The sequence below is a fragment of the Brevibacillus agri genome, assembly GCF_004117055.1.
Taxonomy (GTDB): Bacteria; Bacillota; Bacilli; order Brevibacillales; family Brevibacillaceae; genus Brevibacillus; species Brevibacillus agri.
Genome location: NZ_CP026363.1, coordinates 3,075,599 through 3,095,766, shown reverse-complemented (window position 1 = coordinate 3,095,766; position 20,168 = coordinate 3,075,599). Strand labels below are relative to the sequence as shown.

Sequence of the window (20,168 nt, the reverse complement as noted above, 5' to 3'; positions counted from 1 at the left end):
AATATAAATAGTAAGTTTCCGACATAATTTCTGCTACTTTGCGGGTAGTGTCAGTAAGGCTGCTACTGCCCTAATAAAGAGACATCCCGGTTCCCCTTTTTCTCGCGAAAAGGGGAAGGGATCTTCGTGTCTTTTTGCGTTAGCCGACCCTTGTCGCCAGGCTGCGGCCAAATTCAAGCTCGTCAAATTTGTTCAAAACCGTTTCCGGATCGTAAGCCCACACGGCTTCCTCCATGGAAAACTCGACAGGCACATCGCGAATGATCGTCGCCAGCTTCTGGCTTAAGTACACCTGCTCGCGATGCTCTTCCAGCTTGCTGCGCATTTTCGGCGTGCAGCTCGTCAAGTTGTCGTACAGGTTGTCCAGATTGCCGTGCTCGGTAATCAGCTTGGTCGCCGTCTTTTCCCCGATGCCCGGGCAGCCTGGAATACAGTCTGACGTGTCACCCATGAGCGCTTTGACATCTACGACCTGTTCCGGAGCGATGCCGCGCAGGGCTCGCAGGCTCGCCGGGTCGTAATGTTCGTGCTTGCCGCCGTTTTTCAAGATTTTGACGCTGACGTTTTCATCGACCAACTGCAAGCTGTCGTAGTCGCCCGTCGCGATGACGATCTCATGGCCATCTGCGGCGAGGCGCGTGGACAGCGTCCCCAAAACGTCGTCGCCTTCGTAACCCGGACAGCCCAGGTTCGGCACGGAAAAGGCAGCGGTGATTTCCTTGACCAGCTCGAACTGCGGAATCAGCTCGTCCGGCGGCGCCGTGCGATTGGATTTGTAGCCGTCAAACCACTGGCTGCGCACGAGCGACTCGCGTGACGCGACGTCCCAGCCGACCATCAGGTGGGTCGGGCGAACCAGCTCGGCGTAGTCCAGCATCATTTTCGTAAAGCCGTAGACCGCATTCGTGTAGACGCCTGTGGACGTTTGCCGATAAGCGCCGCCCCAGGCAGACCCGTAAAAGGCGCGAAATAAAAAGCTCATGCCATCGATGAGCAGTACTTTCCCTGTTTCATTCACAAATGGTGACTCCTCTCAGCTCCAAACTTTACGCCTCATTATAGCATAAAGCAGGGGGACAGCTTTGACAGATTTTACATTTGCAAAAGGCGTATGGACTTAGGATCTCGTGGGATGATAGTAGCACAAGAGGTTGAACCACCGCCTCTTGGACCTCAAAATCATCTTCCGGTCTCAGTCGGTGGGAGGCGAAGAAGCAGGCGGTTCAAATCCGTCCCGGGAGAAAAAAACGCGTCAGGAGGAATCAATCATGGCTAACAACAACGGAAGCAGCAACAACCTGGTAGTTCCTCAAGCGAACCAAGCTCTGGATCAACTGAAGTATGAGATTGCATCTGAATTTGGTGTAAATCTCGGCCCAGACACTACTTCCCGCCAAAACGGATCTGTTGGTGGCGAAATCACCAAGCGTCTGGTAAGCTTCGCTGAGCAACAAATGGCTGGCCGCTAAGCACAAGCTTTTGACAAGTAAATAGTTGGATGAAGAAAGGTCCCTTGCACGGGGCCTTTCTTGTTTTGGCTTGCAGCCCTTTCTTTTTGACAGGGTGCAAACACACAAGCACATTCGCGGACTAGTCATATGGTGTAACGAACAGCTCTCTATTTTGGTTGTACACGCGAAAGGAGTGACGTTTCGACGATGAAGAAAAAAGAAGTGAAAAAGCTTCTGCGGGAAAATCCTGAATTCGAAGCGTGGGTCGTGGAAGACTCCATGCGCGTCCGGGCCATCCGCAGCAATCCCGGCATGGCCGAAGAATTGTTCAAGCGTTGGAATGACCGCAAAAGAGGGCGCCTCGATTTTGACAACATCTCGCAAAAAACAAAACGAGCCAGCGAAATGCTGACAGGCGTGCAGTCGATCATGGACATGATGGCTGATTACACGAAAAAACTGTAGGGCGCGCTGCAATGGATTGGAGAAGGCTAGTCGGATAGCCTTCTTTTTCTTTTTCCTTTCAAAGCCTGTTTTGTTATACTAGAAAATGGGAGGGAGCATGCCTATGTTTCAATCGATGGTCAGTTTGATGACGGTCGTTGCCCTGACGCTCACGTCCGGAACGGCCGCTTGCAGCCAAGTACTGGAAGGCGCTTACGCGAGTGTAGAGAAACAGCAACCATCGATTAGCGTGACGCCAGCCAGGACGTATCCCGGTGATGTCATTTTCGTGCGCAGCAAACAGCCTCAAACGGTTACACTCTTCTCGCGATCGTACCGTTTGCAGCCCTCTTCTAACGAGTATGCCCGATTTATCCCGATTCCATTTGACGTGAAGCCGGGAGATTACAACGTGCAATCAGCGGATAAAAAACTCACGGCAACCTTGACGGTTCAGCCGAAGCAATTTGCCGTGGACAAGCTGACCGTCAGCAAGCAAATGAATGCGATGCGGCAGGACACGGCCCGGATCAACGCGGATCAGAAGAAAATCAACGCCGCTCGCGCAAGCTCCCGGGCGACGCCGTACTTTAGCGAACCGTTTACGATGCCGGCAAAAGGGACATTGACGACACCTTTTGGCTATCAGCGCGTCGTAAACGGAGTGCCCGCCAACCGCCACGCAGCGATTGACATTGCGAACAAAACCGGAACGCCGATCTGGGCGAGCAACCACGGCAAGGTCGTTTTGGCCGACTCGCTCTATTTGACCGGAAACACGATCATTATCGACCACGGCATGAACGTCTTTTCGATCTATGCGCATCTGTCCAAGCTTGCGGTTGCGACCGGGCAGGAAGTGAAACAGGGACAGGTGATCGGGCTTATGGGCACCACAGGTTTTTCCACAGGCCCTCACCTTCATTACGGCATGTTGATTGGCAATACGTACGTAAATCCGCAGCCGTTTTTTGATGCATCACCTTTCCTCTGGAAGTAATTGGAGGTGTTTTCATGAGAGTTACCCATGTGCCAAGCAAAGTCTTGAACAATATGGTCCATTTCTTGGCACCGTATGAACAGGCAGTAGAGGAATTGAAGCTCAAACTGAAAGGAATCAAGTACGGCTTTCTGAAAAGCGGCCGCTATTCTCCGATTGAGTTCGTGGTGGGACGGGTCAAAAAAGTGGACAGTCTCATCAAGAAAGCCAATGAGAAAGGAATCGATTTTCAGCAAGCCAACTGGCAGGACGAAGTGGCGAAGGAAGTCCAGGACATCGCTGGCTTGCGCATAGTCTGCCGCTACGTCGATGACGTCCGCGAAGTTCAGCAGTTGCTGCAGGAACGGGAGGATATCGTCATTCATGACATCAAGGACTATATCTCCACGCCAAAAGATTCGGGCTATCGCAGCATCCATATGATCGTTTCCTACACTGTATATCACGGGAGCGAAAAGCGTACCCTTTTTTGTGAAATCCAAATTCGTACACTCGGCATGAACTTCTGGGCGACAAACGAGCACGAGCTGCGCTACAAATACGCCGGAAACATTCCAACCGACGTGATGCAGCAACTGCACGAGGCTTCGGTCATTACTCATCAGCTAGACGTGCTGATGAACAACCTGCGCCATGAAATCCTCACGCCGGCCGAGGTGGATTCGACTTTGGAAGAAAAGCTGGAGGAAATTTTTTCGCTGTACGTGAAACAAGATGTGGAGTCCGCCGCAGCCCTGTACCGCGAGCACGTCAGCGGCTTTGAAGAGGCGTTTGCAGACAATCCCAAGTTTAAAATGATTCACGATTTGCTGGGAAAGCGCTTGAAATAGCAGACTCGCGAAGCTTCCTGGAGCCAAAAGCCATACGTTAACACCCGACAAGCAAGGAAAGGATATAGACTAACATGCGTCTTCTACTAACGTACCTTCTCGTTGTGGTCACGGTTATTTTCAACCTTGACGTGCCTGTGGCTTTTGCCGAGGGATCGTCATCGATTACACCAAATGAGCTGTTTGGCGAATCGGCCATCCTCATTGATGCGACAACGGGACAAGTCCTGTTTGAAAAGAACCCTCATGTGAAGCTGTACCCTGCAAGCATTACGAAAATTGCCACTGGCATTTACGCCATTGAAAAAGGAAATCCGGACGACGTTGTCACGGTTTCCAAAAAAGCCCGATATGAAGAGGGAACCCGGGTTTATTTGGGCGAAGGCGAGCAGGTTTCACTGCGCAAGCTGGAATACGGCCTGCTCATGCACTCCGGCAACGATGCGGCGACAGCGATTGCGGAGCATATGAGCGGGTCCACCGAGCAGTTCGCCGAGGAATTGAACGCGTTTTTGGCCGAAAAGGTCGGCGTGACCGAAACGCATTTTGCCAATGCGCACGGCCTGCACGACCCGGAGCACTATACGACGGCGGCCGACATGGCGAAAATCGCGCAGTACGCGATGAAAAACCCGATTTTCCGCGAGATCGTCGGAACGAACCGCCTCCCCTGGGACGGAAGAGAGTGGAAGTCGGAGCTTATCAACCACAACAAGCTGTTGCGCGATTACCCCGGCGCGACCGGGATTAAAAACGGCTTTACCGATCAGGCGATGCATACGCTGGTTGGCTCTGCCAAGCGCGGCGATACGGAAATGATCGCGGTCACGATGAAAGCGGCTTCCGGCAATTACGCCTACAAAGACGTGACCAAGCTGCTCGATTTCGGGCTGAACGGATACGAAACGAAACAGATCGCCGCAAAAGGCGAGCGCTATTCCGCCATTGCGGCTCCAGGCGACACAAACCAGGTGAGCTATACGGCCAAGGAAGACTTGTACGCCACGGTTCCGGTCGGGAGCGAGCCGCTCGTGGAGCTGACCGCAGACGGACAGCTTTCGGTGTCCGCCGGAGAACTGGCGATGACGTATCCGCTGGAGCGCCACGAGCCGCCTGCGCAGCGCGTGCAGGCAGCAAGCGCCGCTTTTGGCTTTGGCGCGGCGGACGACGACAGCAGCCATTCCTACGCGCGTTACGGGCTTTTGATCGCCTGGCTGGGAATGAATCTGTTTTTGATCGGCTATACGTTTTCCCGCTCGCGGCGAATGCGCCGAGTCCGGCAGCGCAACCTGGAGCGCCGTGTCAATTGATCGACCCGACAAAATCAAAAAACAGGACGGGAGCAAAGTGCCGTCCTGTTTTTTGGCATGCGGATTTGTATGAGCGACGCGGGTATAGCAGCCGTGTCCAAACGATCAAGCAGTACGTACACTACCGATATAGCTTTACTTTTCTGGCGAGGGGGAAGGGGAAGTGGACTCTCAAAACTATGCGCAAAGCCTCGTGTCCGTCATTATCCCCACCCATGGCGGAGCCAGGAATGTGGAACGACTGGTTCACATCGCCAAACAGGTGGCTTTGGCTACAGAAGTGATAATCGTCTGCGCAGGCTTGCCCCCGCACGCGGCAGACAGCGAATACGTGTGGGGCGCCAAAGTAGTTCCGGCGAGCGAGCAGGCCACGGCCAGCGAGTGCCGGGCAATCGGGGCGCAGCACGCTCAAGGAAACGTGCTGCTGTTTTTGGAGGAAGGCATCACGCTTCCTCTCGGTTCCTTGAAAAAATACACCGCAGCCTTGCTGAAAGGCTACGACCTCGTTCTCTCCGCAGGGGGCCGCGTGTTGACGACGAAAGGCAAGCTGTCGTCAGAGCGCTGTGCCTATGCGCTATTGAACCATCTGCTCGGGCAAAAGCAGCTCGGGAGCGCTTCCTTGGAAAAAGCTCCGTTTGCCTTGAACCGCAAAGCGCTGGAAGCGATCGGGCAGCACCATTTGCACGTTCCGGCCGCTGCGCTCGTCCGCGCTGTGCAAAAGGCTCTGGCGATTACGCTCGTGACATCTGGCTCGACTGGCCAGGCAGCGCGGAAAAGGTCAGCGGCGAATCAGCCTTTGGCCAAAAAGCAAGCTTTGATATTCCAGGAGCATGGCGAAGCGATTCAACTGCTCCTGCAGGATAAAGACGTGCGTGGCGCCTTGCCTGATGGAGAGCGGCACCGCATCCTGGTGCAAGCGCCTGGACTGCTGCATTTGCGTTCCGTATTCTATCAGGAATCCCGCGAAAAGGAGGGGGATGAATGGGGTGCCAAACGGAAAGAAAGGCCCAAAAGAACCCGCAAAAGGGCGCAAAGTCGCAAAAAACGGTCGCATTAGCGATGTGGACAAATTGGAAAATCAGGACAGACTAAGCATTATCATCGGGGTGGAGCAGGACGAAGACACGATCGTCAAGGTGCTCAAGCAGGCAGAAAAGCTCTGTCCGCTAGAGATTGTCGTCGTCGTGCACGGCAGCCATGATCGGTCACTGGAGCATGTGCTCGCTTACTCGGCGTCGCCCGTCCTCCGCGTTTTTGCCTACCCGTATGCGCTGGGGGAAGACGTCTGGCGGGCGATCGGCGCGCGCGAAGCGGCAGGAGATGTGTGGCTGTTTCTGGGGGCGGAACAGATCGTCGCCGCGCAACAGCTTCAGCTTTTTGTCCGCTCCTGCTATCGCGGTACAGATATCGCGTTGCGGCAAGCGCATGCTTTTCCTGCGAGCGAAAAAATTGGGCAAGATCCGGTAGAGCTGGCGAAGTGTTTTCTGAACAACCTGCTCGAGCGAAGCGAGCTCGGCAGCTCGTCGATGGGCGATCTTCCCTTTGCCATGACCCGGGAGGCCGCGGCGTCGATTGGCGCGCATCATTTGTTCGTTCCGGCTGTCGCCCAGGCGATCGCGCTGCAAAAAGAGCTGCGAGTAACCCCCGTGCGCACCGCGAAGGAGCGCGTCTCTGCCAAAGCGGCAAAAGCAGAGCAGGCGAGAGACAGCACAAGCGCCCTGACAGACTTAGGAGATCATCTGGAAGCGCTCTCCCTTTGGCAAGCACAAGCAAAGGACAAGTGAAAAACCTCAAACAAGCGATGCTGCGACAAGTATCGCTCTATATTTTTCATTTTGCAGCGTTCGGTTTTTGTAGTACGATAAGCTGGTAGGAAATTTTTTGAAAGCGAAGGAGCAAGCGATTATGAGCATACATATCGGAGCCAAGCAAGGCCAAATTGCGGACACCATTTTGCTGCCAGGCGATCCGCTGCGGGCCAAATACATTGCCGAGACCTTCCTGGAAGGTGCCGAATGCTACAACGAAGTGCGCGGCATGCTCGGATTTACAGGTACATACAAAGGGAAGCGCGTATCCGTACAAGGGACAGGCATGGGTGTGCCTTCGATTTCGATCTACGTCAACGAGCTGATGGAATCTTACGGCGTGCAAAACCTGATTCGCGTCGGCACGTGCGGAGCGATCCAGGAGGACATCAAGGTGCGCGACGTCATCATTGCGATGAGCGCTTCTTCTGATTCGCAAGTCAATCGCCTGTTGTTTAACCAGATTGACTTTGCCCCGACAGCAAGCTTCGACCTGCTGCACAAAGCTTACCAGGTCGCTTCCGAGCGCAACCTGTCAGTGAAGGTCGGCAATATTTTCACAAGCGACAGCTTCTACCGCGAGAATTTTGACCTGTACAAAAAGCTGGCCGGCTACCAGGTGCTCGCCGTAGAAATGGAGTCTTCCGCGCTCTACACGCTCGCTGCCAAGTACAAGCGCAACGCCTTGTCCATTTTGACAGTAAGCGACCATATCTTGACCGGGGAAGAAACGACGGCCGAGGAGCGTCAAACGACTTTCAACGAAATGATTGAAGTGGCGCTGGACGCAGTCTTAACCAAATAACCATCGCGAAGACTGACAACCCGCTGGCAACACGTGACAGTGGGTTGCTTCCATTCTGTCGCTCACTATATCGCTTTGCTAGGAGGAATGAAGCTTGAGACAGCATTACCCGGATTTTTTCGAAACAGCGTTTACAGAAGGCTTCCGCACGGAGCAGCATAACTACGAATACCGCCTGGTGCCCCAGGAGATTGGCCAGTTGCAGGTGCCAACGGGAAAAATCGTCGCTAACGATCCGCTCGTCATGTTTGAAACCGAGCCGTTTACCGAAACATTTCCGACAGGCTCGTTTCCGGTGCAGCTTGCGATCGCCCAGGTAACGCCTTTGGACGCGGCAGGTGCGACACAAGGGGAAATGGAGCCGGATGAGCGCGTCGCGCTGGCCCGGATCGTTTTTGCCGACAGGCCGGTCGCTAGCTGGAAAATGGCTGTCTGGGAAAATTCCGATGTGACGCAGCTCGCCGCCAATGAGTTTTTCGGCTACGGCGTGGACGCCGGAACGGGCGCTTTTATGGACGAAAAGGCGTGCAAGCGCCTGGAGAGCCGTTTGGAGCAGGATGAGGCATTTTCCGAGGCGTTGATGGCGGAAATGGATCAGACGTACAAGCATACGAGAAGCTGGCTCGTCAAAGATATGGGGGATGGGTGCAACATCGCGATGTTTTCCAGCGGCTGGGGCGATGGCAGCTACGCGAGCTATATCGGCTATGACGCAGACGGGCAAATCGTTCGGCTGTTGACGGATTTTTATTTGGTGGATTGGATGGAAGGGCAAGAAGGGGAGTAAGGTGGGAGTCCTCTTGGAGTCTTATCTTTATATCTTCTGATCTGGAGAAGGGAAGCGAAGGATAGGGCGAAGGGGAAGGAATGTTCATAGTTCATATACGTCAAAACAGAGTGCCGCTATTTTTGGGCACTCTTTTATGTTTACTTTTTCTTGGCTTCTTTTTTCAGGTAGTGGGCCAGGTTGTTCAAGGTGTCTTCGTAGGAGCGTTTTTGGGAACGGGTGGCGGTTGCCGTCGATTTTATTTTGCCTTTTGTCATGTCGGGACCTCCAGGTGGGTGAATTTGAATTTTTAGGCATAGTGATCTCGATTATACTATAAATTAATTTCCAATAAATGTAAATACAATTTTATATAATACTTAAAAAAGTTACTTTATAGTGAGTTTTTACTGGAGCTTTTTCGCATTGCATGTGGTCTACTGACCGTTTTCAGGCAGCGAAAATACCGCGCGCCGAATGTGGGACCCGAGTGCGAGTATCTGAAGGGAATGGTCGAGTTTGGTGGAAGGTTGCTGATGTGGCTTATTGTCAGAACATGCTTTTTGTCATTTTTGTCAAATGAAAATTTCGTCTGAGCGTATGTTAACTGATGTATGCAGGTTGCTAACGGCTAACGGATGATAACGGATATTGAGGTTTGTTCATTGAAGTTAATGTTGAGTTTGCGAAGTTTGCTGTTTGCTGCTGATTACGTTGCTTAATCCGCAATGCGCAAATGCGCAGTTGGCGATCGCTTGTTATGTGTCGCTGTTGATTTGCATCTGTGCTTATAAGGTCGATTCGTGGAAACGCATCGTATTAATCGTATTAGATGAACTGGACGTTTGGACGTTGCAAATAATTCGTGTGGTGTCTGGTGGTTTAAGACTCATCTATGCAGGAACTCTAAGTTCGTCGGCTAGTAGCCAATCCAAGTTGTGTAGCTCTTGTAACGCAAACAGGCAATAGGTTAGCGCATCTAACTGCTGCTTTCTCCATTTTATTTTGAGTCCGATAATATATATTATGTAAACTTATAAAAAAAGCAAGAAATGCATGGGTGTGGTTACGCTGGATGATGTGTGCTGATTATGTACGATTTAAGTGTGTTAAGTATGCAGCAGCAGCTCCAATAACTGCGTATGGCTTAAATTTATGGTTCCGTCCATAGATTTTGCATAGTTTGATGCTATATCCAGATTCGCAATGGGATTGCATGTTAATAGCGTGTTGTAAGTTATGAGAAATTGTCAGTAACGATAAACAGTTGTCAGTAATGCTTTTTGTCGACGTCAGAAGAACCAAGTAGTAGCCCTCCACAGTCAAAGTTTCAAGTTTTCCTTTCAGTTCATGAAATGGCTGTTTTATGAACTGAAAGGAAAACGAAATGAGTTTCGCTCATCATTGAATCAAAATCTAATCATTTTTGTTTGATGTTCGTGTCCCTCACCACGGGTTGGCATTTTGCCCCCAGCTTCAAATAAAATTCGACTTCCCGAATTGCCCCCCCTTGCTCTTGGCTGATGGTTAGTAACTCTAATCCTCGCAACGGACCCCTCCACCTGGTTGTTTGATGCTCCTCTCTCCCCTGTTCGGCTCCCTCGGTTTGGCGTCGCTTTTGCCGGATTGCCTTTCCGCTCAGGAGTTTAAGCGGATAGCGCTGAAAATGACGGTTTGATAAACACCCGAAACCTTGGCCCTCGTGATCTCTTGTCTTGCCGCCTCGACAACTGCAAAAACGGAAAAGATCGGCGTAAAAATTTCCCCCAAAAAGCTTGACTGCTCGTGGAAAACGGAATACAATCCTCCTATTTGACAATTATGACAATAGTCAGTAGATTCCGGTATGATGAAACAAAGTAAGGAAGAGGCACACTTTTTTGCGGAATACCAAACTTCTGATTGTAGATATAGAACTAATTACAAATGAATGGATAATTGGTTGGTTTGAGCAAACATTTGCACATGCGCCCGTTCGCCAATTTGATTACATTGAACGAACTGGTCATTTGGAGATAGCCCTTGCATGCACGTTGCCAGAAAAAATCGGTGGCCAAGAGTAATTATAACATGACCCGCTCGATGTGCAGTTGTTTCCAGAGGCGGAACAAAACGTCGCCGCGCAACATCTTTAGCCCTTTGTGCGCTCCTGCTATCGCGGGACAAATATCGCATTGCGGCAAGCGCATGCTTTTCCTTCGAGCCAAAAAGGTGAAATCAAAAAGCAAGGCATAGGTATTTATCCTACACCTTGCTTTTGGCAAAGGAAAAAGTGCAGATGTATCTCCCTGCACGGTGCAGCCGACTCGCACATTTTCCCAACAGCCTAACCTAAGTACTCGCTAGAAGAAACTCCTCTCCACTAGGCAACCGCAGCCCATCTGCTCGACCGCTAAAATACCGCTGGTCAAGCTCGCTTGCAGACACGTGCTGAACTTCCCGGAACCCGGCCGCGCGGGCCAAAGCTAGCATTTCCGGCGGCGTGAAAAAGCTGATGAACGGGGTTCCGCTTGCACGCGCGCCCTTTGCGGATGTGGCAAATCCGGAACGGACCTCGGGAGCTGTGGCCTCCATCGGCAAAAGGAACGTCATCGCCAGCGTGGAGCCAGGTGCGAGCGTCGCTACCTGGCGCAAAGTGGCGGCAATGGCGTCTTTTGTGAGGTACTGGGTAACGCCAGTCGAGGCGACCACTGCCGGGCGGCTCGCGTCGAAGCTGGCAGCCTTTAGCTGCTCCAGCCAGGACTGGTCTGCCTCGAAGTCGACCGGGACGAACCGCAGCCACTCCGGGATGCCAAAGCCGAGGTCCAGCAGGCGCTGCCGCTTCCATGCCTGTGTCTCGGGCTGGTCAATTTCGAAGACGCGGATGTTCGCGGCGATCTCCGGGCGACGCTGGGCAAAAGTGTCCAGACCTGCACCGAGAATAACGTATTGCGTGACGCCCTGATCGGCTTGTTCGCTGACGAGATCCTCCACGAAGCGGGCACGAGCTACGATAGACGCCCGGAAGCTGCGCGAGAACTGCGGGTCCATATCGGGGCGCTGGCGCCAATCGGCGTCCGGGTTCGCCAGTTGCAGGCCAACTTCGTCTGCAAGCACATGTGGTGCGGAGTCGAGCCGGACGTGCAATGCCCGCCACAATGCGACTCGCACCGCCGTGTTGTCCGGGATTGTCTTTTGCTTGTCTGGCATGATATAAGCTCTCCTTTTCATGACTGTTTGACAAAACATTAGAAACCTGTGGCTATCTGAGCTAGTTTTTTTACGATGGATGAAAGCTCCCTCATCTCCGCCTTACCGCAAATACTTCCCCGTGATCGACTGCTCCGCATGGACGATCTGCGACGGTGTGCCCTCAAACACAACCTGGCCGCCTTTGCTCCCACCGTCCGGCCCCATGTCGATGATCCAGTCCGCCTGGCTGATGACTTCGAGGTTGTGCTCGATGACGATCACGGTATTGCCCGCATCCACGAGGCGGTTCATGATCTCCAAAAGGTGGCCGATATCTGACATGTGCAGTCCTGTCGTCGGCTCGTCCATGACGTAAATGCTGCCCTTTTTATGCAGCTCGCTGGCCAGCTTGATGCGCTGGCATTCCCCGCCCGAGAGCGTGCTGAGCGGCTGGCCGAGCGTAATGTAGTTCAGCCCCACATCGCTTAGCGCCTGCAGCTTGCGGACGACTTCTTTTAGCTCGAAAAAGTCCAACGCCTGCTCCACTGTCATTTCCAGTACATCTGCGATAGACTTGCCGTTCAGCTTGTAGTCGAGCACCTCTTCCTTGAACCGCTTGCCGCCGCATACTTCGCACGGCAGCTTCACGCTCTCAAGGAAGGCCAGGTCTGTGTACACGACCCCGAGCCCCTGGCAGTTCTCGCAAGCGCCTTTGGAGTTGAAGCTGAACAAGCTTTGATTGACCTTGTTCGCGGAAGCAAACGCCTTGCGCACATCGTCCATAATTCCTGTGTAGGTGGCGGGATTCGAGCGCGTCGACACGCCTACTGCCGACTGGTCGATGACGATGGCGTCCGGATGCTGGCGGAGGAATACTTCGTTAATGAGCGTGCTTTTGCCTGAGCCGGCGACACCCGTCACGACTGTCAGCACGCCTGTGGGAATGTCCACACTCACGTTTTGCAAATTGTGCAAAGTAGCTTCTTTAATGGAAAGATTGCCGGACGGCTGCCTGCAATCTTGCTTCAACTGCAGCGGCCGCTTCATGTGCGTGCCTGTCAGGGTGCCTGACTCCAGCAGACCCTGGAAGCTGCCTTCGTACATGATGTTGCCGCCGCGGCTGCCCGCGTGAGGCCCGACGTCGACGATATGGTCGGCTACCTTGATGACATCCGGGTCATGCTCGACGACGATGACGGTATTGCCTTTGTCGCGCAGCTTTTGCAGCAAGCCGTTTAACCGATGGACATCGCGCGGGTGCAAGCCAACGCTCGGCTCATCGAAAATGTAAGTGACATCCACCAGACTGCCGCTCAAATGCTTGACCATCTTGACGCGCTGCGACTCGCCGCCGGACAGCGTATCGGTCTCCCGGTCCAGCGTCAAGTAGTCCAGCCCGATATCGACCAGATGCTGCAGCCGCTCTGTCAGCGACTTGACGATCGGGGCGGCGGTGGCGTCGTCAATTTCCCGGATGACGCGGATGAGCTGGCCGACCTCCATGGCAGACATGTCCGCGATGTTGCGCCCGTTGATTTTGCAACTAAGCGCGGCCTGGCTGAGCCTTGCGCCGCGGCAACTAGGGCATGGCCCTTCGATAATGTACGGGGCGACCGCTTTTTGGGTGCGTTCGGACTTCGTTTTCACGTCCTGCTTGATGTACTTGTTGGTGAACTTCTCGATGACGCCTTCCACGGTAATGTTCGTCGCCTTTCCGGCGAAGTCCAGCTTCACTTTCCTCGCTTTGCCGTACAGCAGTTGCTCAAGTTCCTCCGCCGAGTAATCGCGCAGCTTTTTGTCCGGGTCAAACGAGCCTGACTGCACGACCAACGTCCAATCCCAGCTATCTACTTTATAGTCCGGCAGCATGATCGCCCCTTCGTTCAGCGACTTGGACATGTCGATCGCCTTGCTCATATCGACGCCCAATTTGCGGCCGATCCCGTTGCACTCCGGGCACATCCCTTGCGGATCGTTAAACGAAAACATGTGCGCTTGTCCGACATACGGCTGCCCCACCCGCGAAAAAAGCAGGCGGAGAATGGGAGAAATATCGGTAATCGTGCCCATCGTGGAATGCGAACCGCCGCCCAGCCGCTTCTGGTCGACGATGACAGCCATACTCAAGTTTTCGATTGCGTCTGCATCCGGCTGCGGATAGCGCGGCAGGAAATTGCGCACGAACATGCTGAAGTTCTCATTCAGCAAGCGCGTCGATTCTGCGGCAATCGTATCGAACACGATGGAAGATTTGCCGGACCCGGATACCCCGGTGAAAATCGTAATCTTCCGTTTGGGAATGCGCAACGATACGTTTTTGAGATTGTTTTCCCGCGCACCCGAGATGACGATATACTCCTGATTCGGTTCGCTCATGCGTAACACCCTCCCGCTACTGGTAGTTTCTGACTCATCTTCCCATTGTACCATTCCTCGTGCATCCATAGTCGAGCCGGACATGCTTTTTCTCCCCGGGAAGAGAAGGCCGACACAGAAAAAAACGACCCTGTAAAAAGGGTCGTCCATCGTTTGCCGCAGCTTATTTCTCTAACTCACCATCGTCATCGGTTACCGCAAAATTGTAGTTGATCGAACGGGTAAATGGCTCGCCGTCTTCATTGATGCCCGTTACGTCAAAAGACAGATTGTACACGCCCGGCTTGGTTGGGACCGTAAAATTGCCAGTCAGCTCTTCGCCCTTGATGGCAAACTTCACCTGGTCGAGCACACTCGCCTTTTTGCCGTTGAGCGAGCGCGTCACATTTGCTTTTTGCAGCAAGGACGGATCAATTTCGTTGTTGCCCAGCTCGACGGAAATTTTCGCTTTGTCGCCCTGCTGGAATACTTTTTTGCTTGCTTTTACCTTGGCCCGCTCGCCGCCTTCAATCGAAGCGACCATGAAGAACGCATCGTCTTCGCCCTCTACCTCAAGCGTCCATTCCCCCGCTTCTGGCTCGTCGACTTCAATGAAATGATGAACGGCATCGCTGAAAATCGGAGGTTCGTCCTCTGCGTTGTTCTTTTTGCTCAAATCTGCCTCATACTCCTGGCCAGACGGGCTAATCAATGTCACCTTCGTATCTTTCGAGGCAGTCATCGTGTCGAGGTTCAGCTTGTCAATGCCGCTCTCCAGGAAAAACGTTTCAGATACCTTGTCCTCCACTTCGCCGCCGCGCAAAATGAAGGAGCTTTCTTCTGCGGCAGAAGCTTTCGTTTTGGTTTTGCTTACTTTGTTCGGCTGTTCGCGAAGCGCAGCGGATGCTTTTTTCAGTTTCGGCTCGACCAGGTTCCACGTGTGCGAAGCTTTCGCGATTTGCCCGTGGGAAATGTTTTTCGTAAAGCTCTTGATCCCGTAAGGCAAGCCGAGAGCCGAATCTACGGAAACAGCGCCATCGTCTTCGCCGGGAAGAACGGCATGGGCAAACCACGTGGCGCTAAACAAGCCATCGTCGCCTGTTCCGGCAGACATGTAAGTGGTCGTGTAACCGTTTTCGCTACGGTTGTCGGTCTGGGAACGGAAATTCGCCATGTATGACGTTTGCAAGGAGTACACGGCATCGTCTTTTTTGCCGAGAATATCCGCGAGCCACCCTGCCCAGTTGCTGTATGCCAGGTCCGCCAGTTCTGACCCTTTGTTCGGGGTAGACAACTGATGGACCACGTTTACGTACGGATGTGCCCCGTAGTGGACGAGCGCGGTCTGTGTGTCAATGCCGCCTTTGGAATGCGCAATGACATTGATTTTCGAAACGCCGTAATAATTTGCCACTTTTTTGATTACTTCGGCGAGCTTCGCACCGTTTGTCCACATGTTTCCGCCAGTGCCATCTGCGTCCTTCAACTGGACAAAAGCGGTACGATACCCGGCGTTATAGGCCGCATCGTAAAATCCGTCTTCCGTGTACCATGTTTTGTAGGTAGAGTGCAAGCCTTGCACAAAGAGAATCACGGGTTTGTCATTGGAGACGTTGGGAGGAATTGCACCCGTGTACCAGTCCCCAAAATGGCCGTTCGGGTTGTCGTCATGCAGCATCGGAGCAGGAGCCGCTGCGCTTGCGACAGTGGGGCAGACCAGTACCGTCGTTAACGTAACGGCTGCCAGCATGCGGGACAAAGCTTTTTGCGTTTTCATCGTAACACCAACCTTTTCAGATAGGATTTATATTGTGCCACCCCGCTTTGCTAGAAAGAGGGATGGATTGGCACCATGGTTTCTTCGTTCCGCGCATGTTGAATGATTTCGAGGATCGGGCCGGTTTGCTGGTGCAGGAAGAAATGACCGCCAGACACCGGGTAAAAGCGACACGCTCGCTCGCAGTAGTCGCGCCACGCCCAAATATCTTCGGGTTCAATCGAATCCTCCGTACCATACAGCACCGTCATGTTCACAGGCACTTGGCGTGGAAGGGCGGGATTCATTTCATACGTCTGCACCGCTTGAAAATCGGCCCGCAAGATCGGCAAAAACAGCTCCAGCAGCTCCGGATTTTCCAAGACGTCTTCTTGTGTGCCGCCGAGCTTGCGCAACGCTTCGACGAACTCGGCGTGCGGCAGGTTGTACGTCTTTACGAGCTTGTGATACGCATGCGGTACACGCGAGGCGGACAAAAACAAGTGCTCGGGCAACGGCGCTCCCTTTTGCATCAGCTTTCGCGTCAGCTCAAAAGCGACGAGACCGCCCATACTGTGGCCGAAAAAGGCAAACCGTGTCTCGTGAAGCGCGGGCGTGATCCGTTCGCACACGTCCTCCAGCAGCTCGTAAAAGCAGGTTGGCAAGAACGTATCCTGCTTTTGCTGGGGAGGGTGCGGGCGCACCTCAAACGGGTCGATTTCCAAAAACGTGGGCGGAAGTCTCGACTTCCAACTGTAATAGATGCCAGGAAGTCCGCCTGCGTACGGAAAGCAAAACAGCTTCATCTCTTTCCCCCATCTTTCCTGATTCCTAAAAGCGTAGCCCGTTGCCAAACACGGCTATGCGAGGCCGGCGCTGCTCTGTGACCATTCGCGCGCAGGTAGGTCTTTTCGCTGCTGGACTTCATACATGCTGGCGTACAAACCGTTTTGAGCGAGCAACTCCGCATGCCGCCCCTGTTCCACGACTTTTCCTTCGTGCAGCACGTAAATGATGTCCGCATGCTCGACGGTCGACAGGCGATGCGCGATGACCAGAACCGTTTTTTCCTGCATGAGAGCCGCCAATGCTTGCTGCACCCAATACTCCGATTCCGCATCCAGCGCAGAGGTTGCTTCATCGAGCAACAAAATCGGCGCATTTTTCAGGATCGCTCTGGCAATCGCGATGCGCTGACGCTGTCCCCCCGACAGCTTCGCACCCCGCTCGCCCGTTCTCGTCTGATATCCGTCCGGCAGCTCCAGGATGAAATCGTGAGCGTAGGCCGCTTTGCACGCTCTCACGACATCTTCTTCCGTGGCGTCCTGGCAACCGTAGCGGATGTTTTCTGCAATCGTCCCTTCGAACAAAAAGGCGTCCTGCGGCACGTAGGCAACCAGGCTTCTCAGTTCGGCAATCGAGTATTGTCCGAGCGGTTTTCCCATCAGAAAAAGCGAGCCGGCTGCAGGCGGGTAATAGCCTAGCAAAAGCTTCATGACCGTACTTTTGCCGCCGCCGCTCGTCCCGACGAGCGCAGCCATTTGGCCGCGTCCGATGTGCAGCGATACTCCATCGAGCACTTTTGTGTCGGCGGTGTATCCGAAGACGACCTGCTCCATTTTCAGCATGCTGTCGCTATCATCGGCGTGGGCGAAACGGAGCGGGTACTGGTCCGGTTCGAGCGGCTCCTGGAGAAACCCGACGATCCGCGAAGCGCCCGCGAGCGAGCCTTGCAACGTAGTGATGACATGACCGAGCTGCAAAAAGGCCAGTGTCACAAGCATTTGCTGCTGAATCATGGCGACCAGTACGCCGAGTCCGATCATTTGTTTGGCGACCAGCATGATGCCAACCACAAGCATTCCGCCGAAGCTGACAAACTGGATGAAAAAGTTGGTCCCTTCCAGCAGCGCGTGCTTATGCCCTTGCTTGATGGCCGACGAAGCCACTTCTTCATTGGCTTTCGTATAGCGGGCAGTCACGACGTTATGTAAATGAAACATTTTGACGACGGGCAAGCCTGCCAAAAAATCGCTCAGCCGTTCGGTTCCGATCCCCAACTGCTGCTGCAACTGGTCGCCGATGCGCCGCACGGACTTGGCAAACTGCGCATTCACGTACAAGGTCAACGTGCTTACGAGCAAAAGCACCGTAGCGATTTTTCCATCCAGGGCAAACATCCCGATGATAGACCCGATCAGTGACAACAAAATGATGCACAGCGTTTTCAATTGCTCTCCGTACGCCCGCTCCATCAGTTGGACATCGTTGCCCAGCCGCGACATCGTATCGCCCGAATGGTGCTGTTCATAATAGGCAAACGGCAATCGGCTCAAACGCTGAAAGACAAGCAGCCGGATGTCGGCAATCAGCTCGCGAACGCAGCGCCGATAGATGTAGCTAAAAAAGGGCGACAGGAGACTGAACAACAAAAACATCGCGGCGATGGTGACAATCGCTCTGGTGAGCAGGGCCGGGTCTTTTGTATGCGCAAAATCGGTCAAGTCCTTAAACACAAATGGCAACGCGACCAAAACCGAGGCTTGCCCGATTCCATCGCCCAAAAGCCCCAAAAAATACGCGCGCTTTTTGGCTTTCATCAACGACAGCAGTTGAAGAAGCTCCTGCCCCAACTTTTGGATGAACATTCCTATATCCCCTCCGCTGCCAGCGCTCGTTGCTCCTCTGTGGCAAACTGTTTTTGATACAAGCGGGTGTACACGCCGCCTTGGGCAAGCAATTCGTAGTGCGTGCCTCTTTCGACGATTCGGCCATGTTCGAGGACGAGCACTTCATCCGCGTCTTTGATCGTGGAGAGGCGATGGGCAATGACCAGCACCGTCCGATCGCGCATCACATTTTCCAGCGCTTCCTGGACGAGCGCCTCCGACTCGGTATCGAGAGCGGACGTCGGCTCATCCAGCAACAAAATTGGCGCATCCTTTAAAATCGCCCGGGCAATAGCGATACGCTGTTTTTGTCCGCCAGACAGGCGAGAGCCGCGTTCCCCCACTTTTGTTTCATAACCGTGGGGAAGCTCCATGATGAAATCATGCGCATTGGCTGCTTTGGCCGCAGCAATGATCTCGTCTCGCGTCGCATGAATCCGGCCGTACGAGATGTTTTCCGCAATCGACACCGGAAAAAGCGTCGTGTCCTGCGAGACGAGGGACAAATAGCTGCGCATCTGTGCCGTATTCCAGTCGTGCAAGGAATGCCCGAACATTTTCACGCACCCGTTGCCCGCTTCGAGTTGGTAAAACCCGCACAGCAATTTCAGAATGGTGCTCTTTCCGCTGCCGCTGGAGCCGACCAGCGCAACCGTTTTGTTGCGGGGGAGCGCAAAGCTGACGTCCTCCACGATGTTCGTCGTGTCATAGGCAAACGTGACGCTCTCGAACTCGACCGGAACCGCTTGTGGATTGATGCGAATGGCTGGCTGATCGTCTGGCTCCACAGGCTGCAAAAAAATTTCTTGCAGACGCTTGGCTGCTCCGGACGTTTCCTGGACTTGGGCAAACAGCACGGGGGCAAGAGACAGCGGCTCGATAATAAAGTGAAGCAAATAGCTGAAAATGACCAGGCTGCCGAGGCTCAATTCCCCTGTCTGGATCAAGTAACCGCCGTAGGCGACAAAAAACAGGATCGGGGCCGAAAACAGCAAAATGCCGGGGGCGGTCATAAAAGCTCGCTTTTTTTCCGCCTGTATCCCGTTGTGCAGCACTTGTTTCATCCCCGCTGCGTATTTGCGGTACATCACGTCTTCCAGTTGAAAAGCTTTCACCATGTGAATCCCGGACAACGTGTCCTGGGCAATGGCGTTGGTTTGCCCCAAATGCTCCTGCATCCGCTCGGCGTACTTTTGCAGTGGTCTGCTCATCCGCCCTGTGACCGCGATTGCAACAGGCAGGATCGCGACGCTGAAAAGAATCAGCTTCCAATGGATCGACAGCAGCAGGGCCAGTGCCCCGGCAAACACGACCGGCAAGTAAAACAGTTGGAAAAAATGTTGCTGCAAAAAACTTTGCAAGAGTTGCGCATCGCTTGTCAGGCGAGAGACGAGATCGCCTGAATGGTATTGATCCATCGTGGACATGGGGACTTTTTCGAGATGAGCAGCGATTTTGTTTTTCAAATCCCGCATGGCTCTTGCGCTGAATCGGGCTGCTGCGTACGTAATGAAATATTTTGCGAGAAAACCGACGATGGTGAGACAAAAAATGATGAGGGCGATGCTGACCAGCTTGTCAAAGTCGTTTGTATGTTCGACCATGCTTTGAATCAGGATGCCCATCCAAATGTCTGCCACCGCCACGAGCACCGAAGCAACGATGCAGATCACAACCCAGATCCGGTAAGGCTTGACAAACGACAATGCCCAGCCAAACGCGGAGGTGCTCCTTGCGTGGGGATCTTGCTTGGGAAAAATCATGTGCGGCTCCTCTCCAAAGATGTTAGGGATGGATTCCCCC

At 53.5% G+C, this 20,168-nt stretch carries 16 protein-coding genes; 9 read left to right on the top strand and 7 right to left on the bottom strand.

Annotation, left to right across the window (positions count from 1 at the left end):
- Positions 1-139: 139 nt before the first annotated feature.
- Positions 140-1,018, bottom strand: coding sequence for a 5'-3' exonuclease (locus BA6348_RS15210; protein WP_005836262.1), 879 nt, complete (start codon positions 1,016-1,018; stop codon positions 140-142).
- Positions 1,019-1,268: 250 nt separating this feature from the next.
- Between BA6348_RS15210 and BA6348_RS15205 the strand changes: the two genes are divergently transcribed.
- The 9 genes from BA6348_RS15205 to BA6348_RS15165 all read left to right on the top strand — a co-directional run bounded on the left by BA6348_RS15205 (position 1,269) and on the right by BA6348_RS15165 (position 8,435).
- Positions 1,269-1,469 carry an alpha/beta-type small acid-soluble spore protein gene (locus BA6348_RS15205; RefSeq protein ID WP_005836264.1) on the top strand — a complete coding sequence of 67 codons (201 nt, stop codon included), beginning with the start codon at positions 1,269-1,271 and terminating at the stop codon, positions 1,467-1,469.
- A 189-nt stretch (positions 1,470-1,658) separates the two neighbouring features.
- The gene (locus BA6348_RS15200) at positions 1,659-1,916 is read left to right on the top strand and encodes a hypothetical protein (RefSeq protein WP_005836266.1); all 258 of its coding nucleotides are present in this window, start codon (positions 1,659-1,661) and stop codon (positions 1,914-1,916) included.
- 103 nt (positions 1,917-2,019) lie between these two features.
- On the top strand, positions 2,020-2,895 hold the full coding sequence (locus BA6348_RS15195) for a M23 family metallopeptidase (protein ID WP_005836267.1): 876 nt from the start codon (positions 2,020-2,022) through the stop codon (positions 2,893-2,895).
- Positions 2,896-2,909: 14 nt separating this feature from the next.
- Positions 2,910-3,725 (top strand): GTP pyrophosphokinase, encoded by an 816-nt coding sequence (locus tag BA6348_RS15190; protein ID WP_005836270.1) that lies wholly within the window; start codon positions 2,910-2,912, stop codon positions 3,723-3,725.
- A 74-nt stretch (positions 3,726-3,799) separates the two neighbouring features.
- A complete protein-coding gene (locus BA6348_RS15185; RefSeq protein WP_122952463.1) occupies positions 3,800-5,035 on the top strand; it encodes a D-alanyl-D-alanine carboxypeptidase family protein in 1,236 nt (411 codons plus the stop codon).
- Positions 5,036-5,198: 163 nt separating this feature from the next.
- Complete coding sequence (locus BA6348_RS15180) at positions 5,199-6,092, top strand: hypothetical protein (protein WP_005836273.1); 894 nt, start codon at positions 5,199-5,201, stop codon at positions 6,090-6,092.
- Positions 6,022-6,819 (top strand): glycosyltransferase family 2 protein, encoded by a 798-nt coding sequence (locus BA6348_RS15175; protein ID WP_005836274.1) that lies wholly within the window; start codon positions 6,022-6,024, stop codon positions 6,817-6,819. Before BA6348_RS15180 ends, BA6348_RS15175 begins: the two co-directional genes overlap by 71 nt.
- A 121-nt stretch (positions 6,820-6,940) precedes the next feature.
- The gene (deoD, locus tag BA6348_RS15170) at positions 6,941-7,648 is read left to right on the top strand and encodes a purine-nucleoside phosphorylase (protein ID WP_122952482.1); all 708 of its coding nucleotides are present in this window, start codon (positions 6,941-6,943) and stop codon (positions 7,646-7,648) included.
- 94 nt (positions 7,649-7,742) lie between these two features.
- Positions 7,743-8,435, top strand: a complete 693-nt coding sequence (locus BA6348_RS15165) for a DUF4241 domain-containing protein (protein ID WP_005836277.1) — start codon at positions 7,743-7,745, stop codon at positions 8,433-8,435.
- Positions 8,436-10,745: 2,310 nt separating this feature from the next.
- Here the strand turns inward: BA6348_RS15165 and BA6348_RS15155 are convergent.
- The 6 genes from BA6348_RS15155 to BA6348_RS15130 all read right to left on the bottom strand — a co-directional run bounded on the left by BA6348_RS15155 (position 10,746) and on the right by BA6348_RS15130 (position 20,128).
- Positions 10,746-11,603, bottom strand: coding sequence for a class I SAM-dependent methyltransferase (locus BA6348_RS15155; protein WP_122952461.1), 858 nt, complete (start codon positions 11,601-11,603; stop codon positions 10,746-10,748).
- A 102-nt stretch (positions 11,604-11,705) separates the two neighbouring features.
- Entirely contained in the window at positions 11,706-13,961 is a 2,256-nt protein-coding gene (locus BA6348_RS15150; protein ID WP_007786636.1) for an ATP-binding cassette domain-containing protein, read from the bottom strand.
- Between the two features lie 163 nt (positions 13,962-14,124).
- Complete coding sequence (locus tag BA6348_RS15145; RefSeq protein WP_122952460.1) at positions 14,125-15,717, bottom strand: alpha/beta hydrolase; 1,593 nt, start codon at positions 15,715-15,717, stop codon at positions 14,125-14,127.
- Between the two features lie 50 nt (positions 15,718-15,767).
- Positions 15,768-16,502 (bottom strand): thioesterase II family protein, encoded by a 735-nt coding sequence (locus BA6348_RS15140; RefSeq protein WP_122952459.1) that lies wholly within the window; start codon positions 16,500-16,502, stop codon positions 15,768-15,770.
- 54 nt (positions 16,503-16,556) lie between these two features.
- A complete protein-coding gene (locus BA6348_RS15135) occupies positions 16,557-18,344 on the bottom strand; it encodes an ABC transporter ATP-binding protein (RefSeq protein WP_122952458.1) in 1,788 nt (595 codons plus the stop codon).
- Positions 18,345-18,346: 2 nt separating this feature from the next.
- Complete coding sequence (locus tag BA6348_RS15130; protein ID WP_122952457.1) at positions 18,347-20,128, bottom strand: ABC transporter ATP-binding protein; 1,782 nt, start codon at positions 20,126-20,128, stop codon at positions 18,347-18,349.
- Positions 20,129-20,168 lie beyond the last annotated feature (40 nt).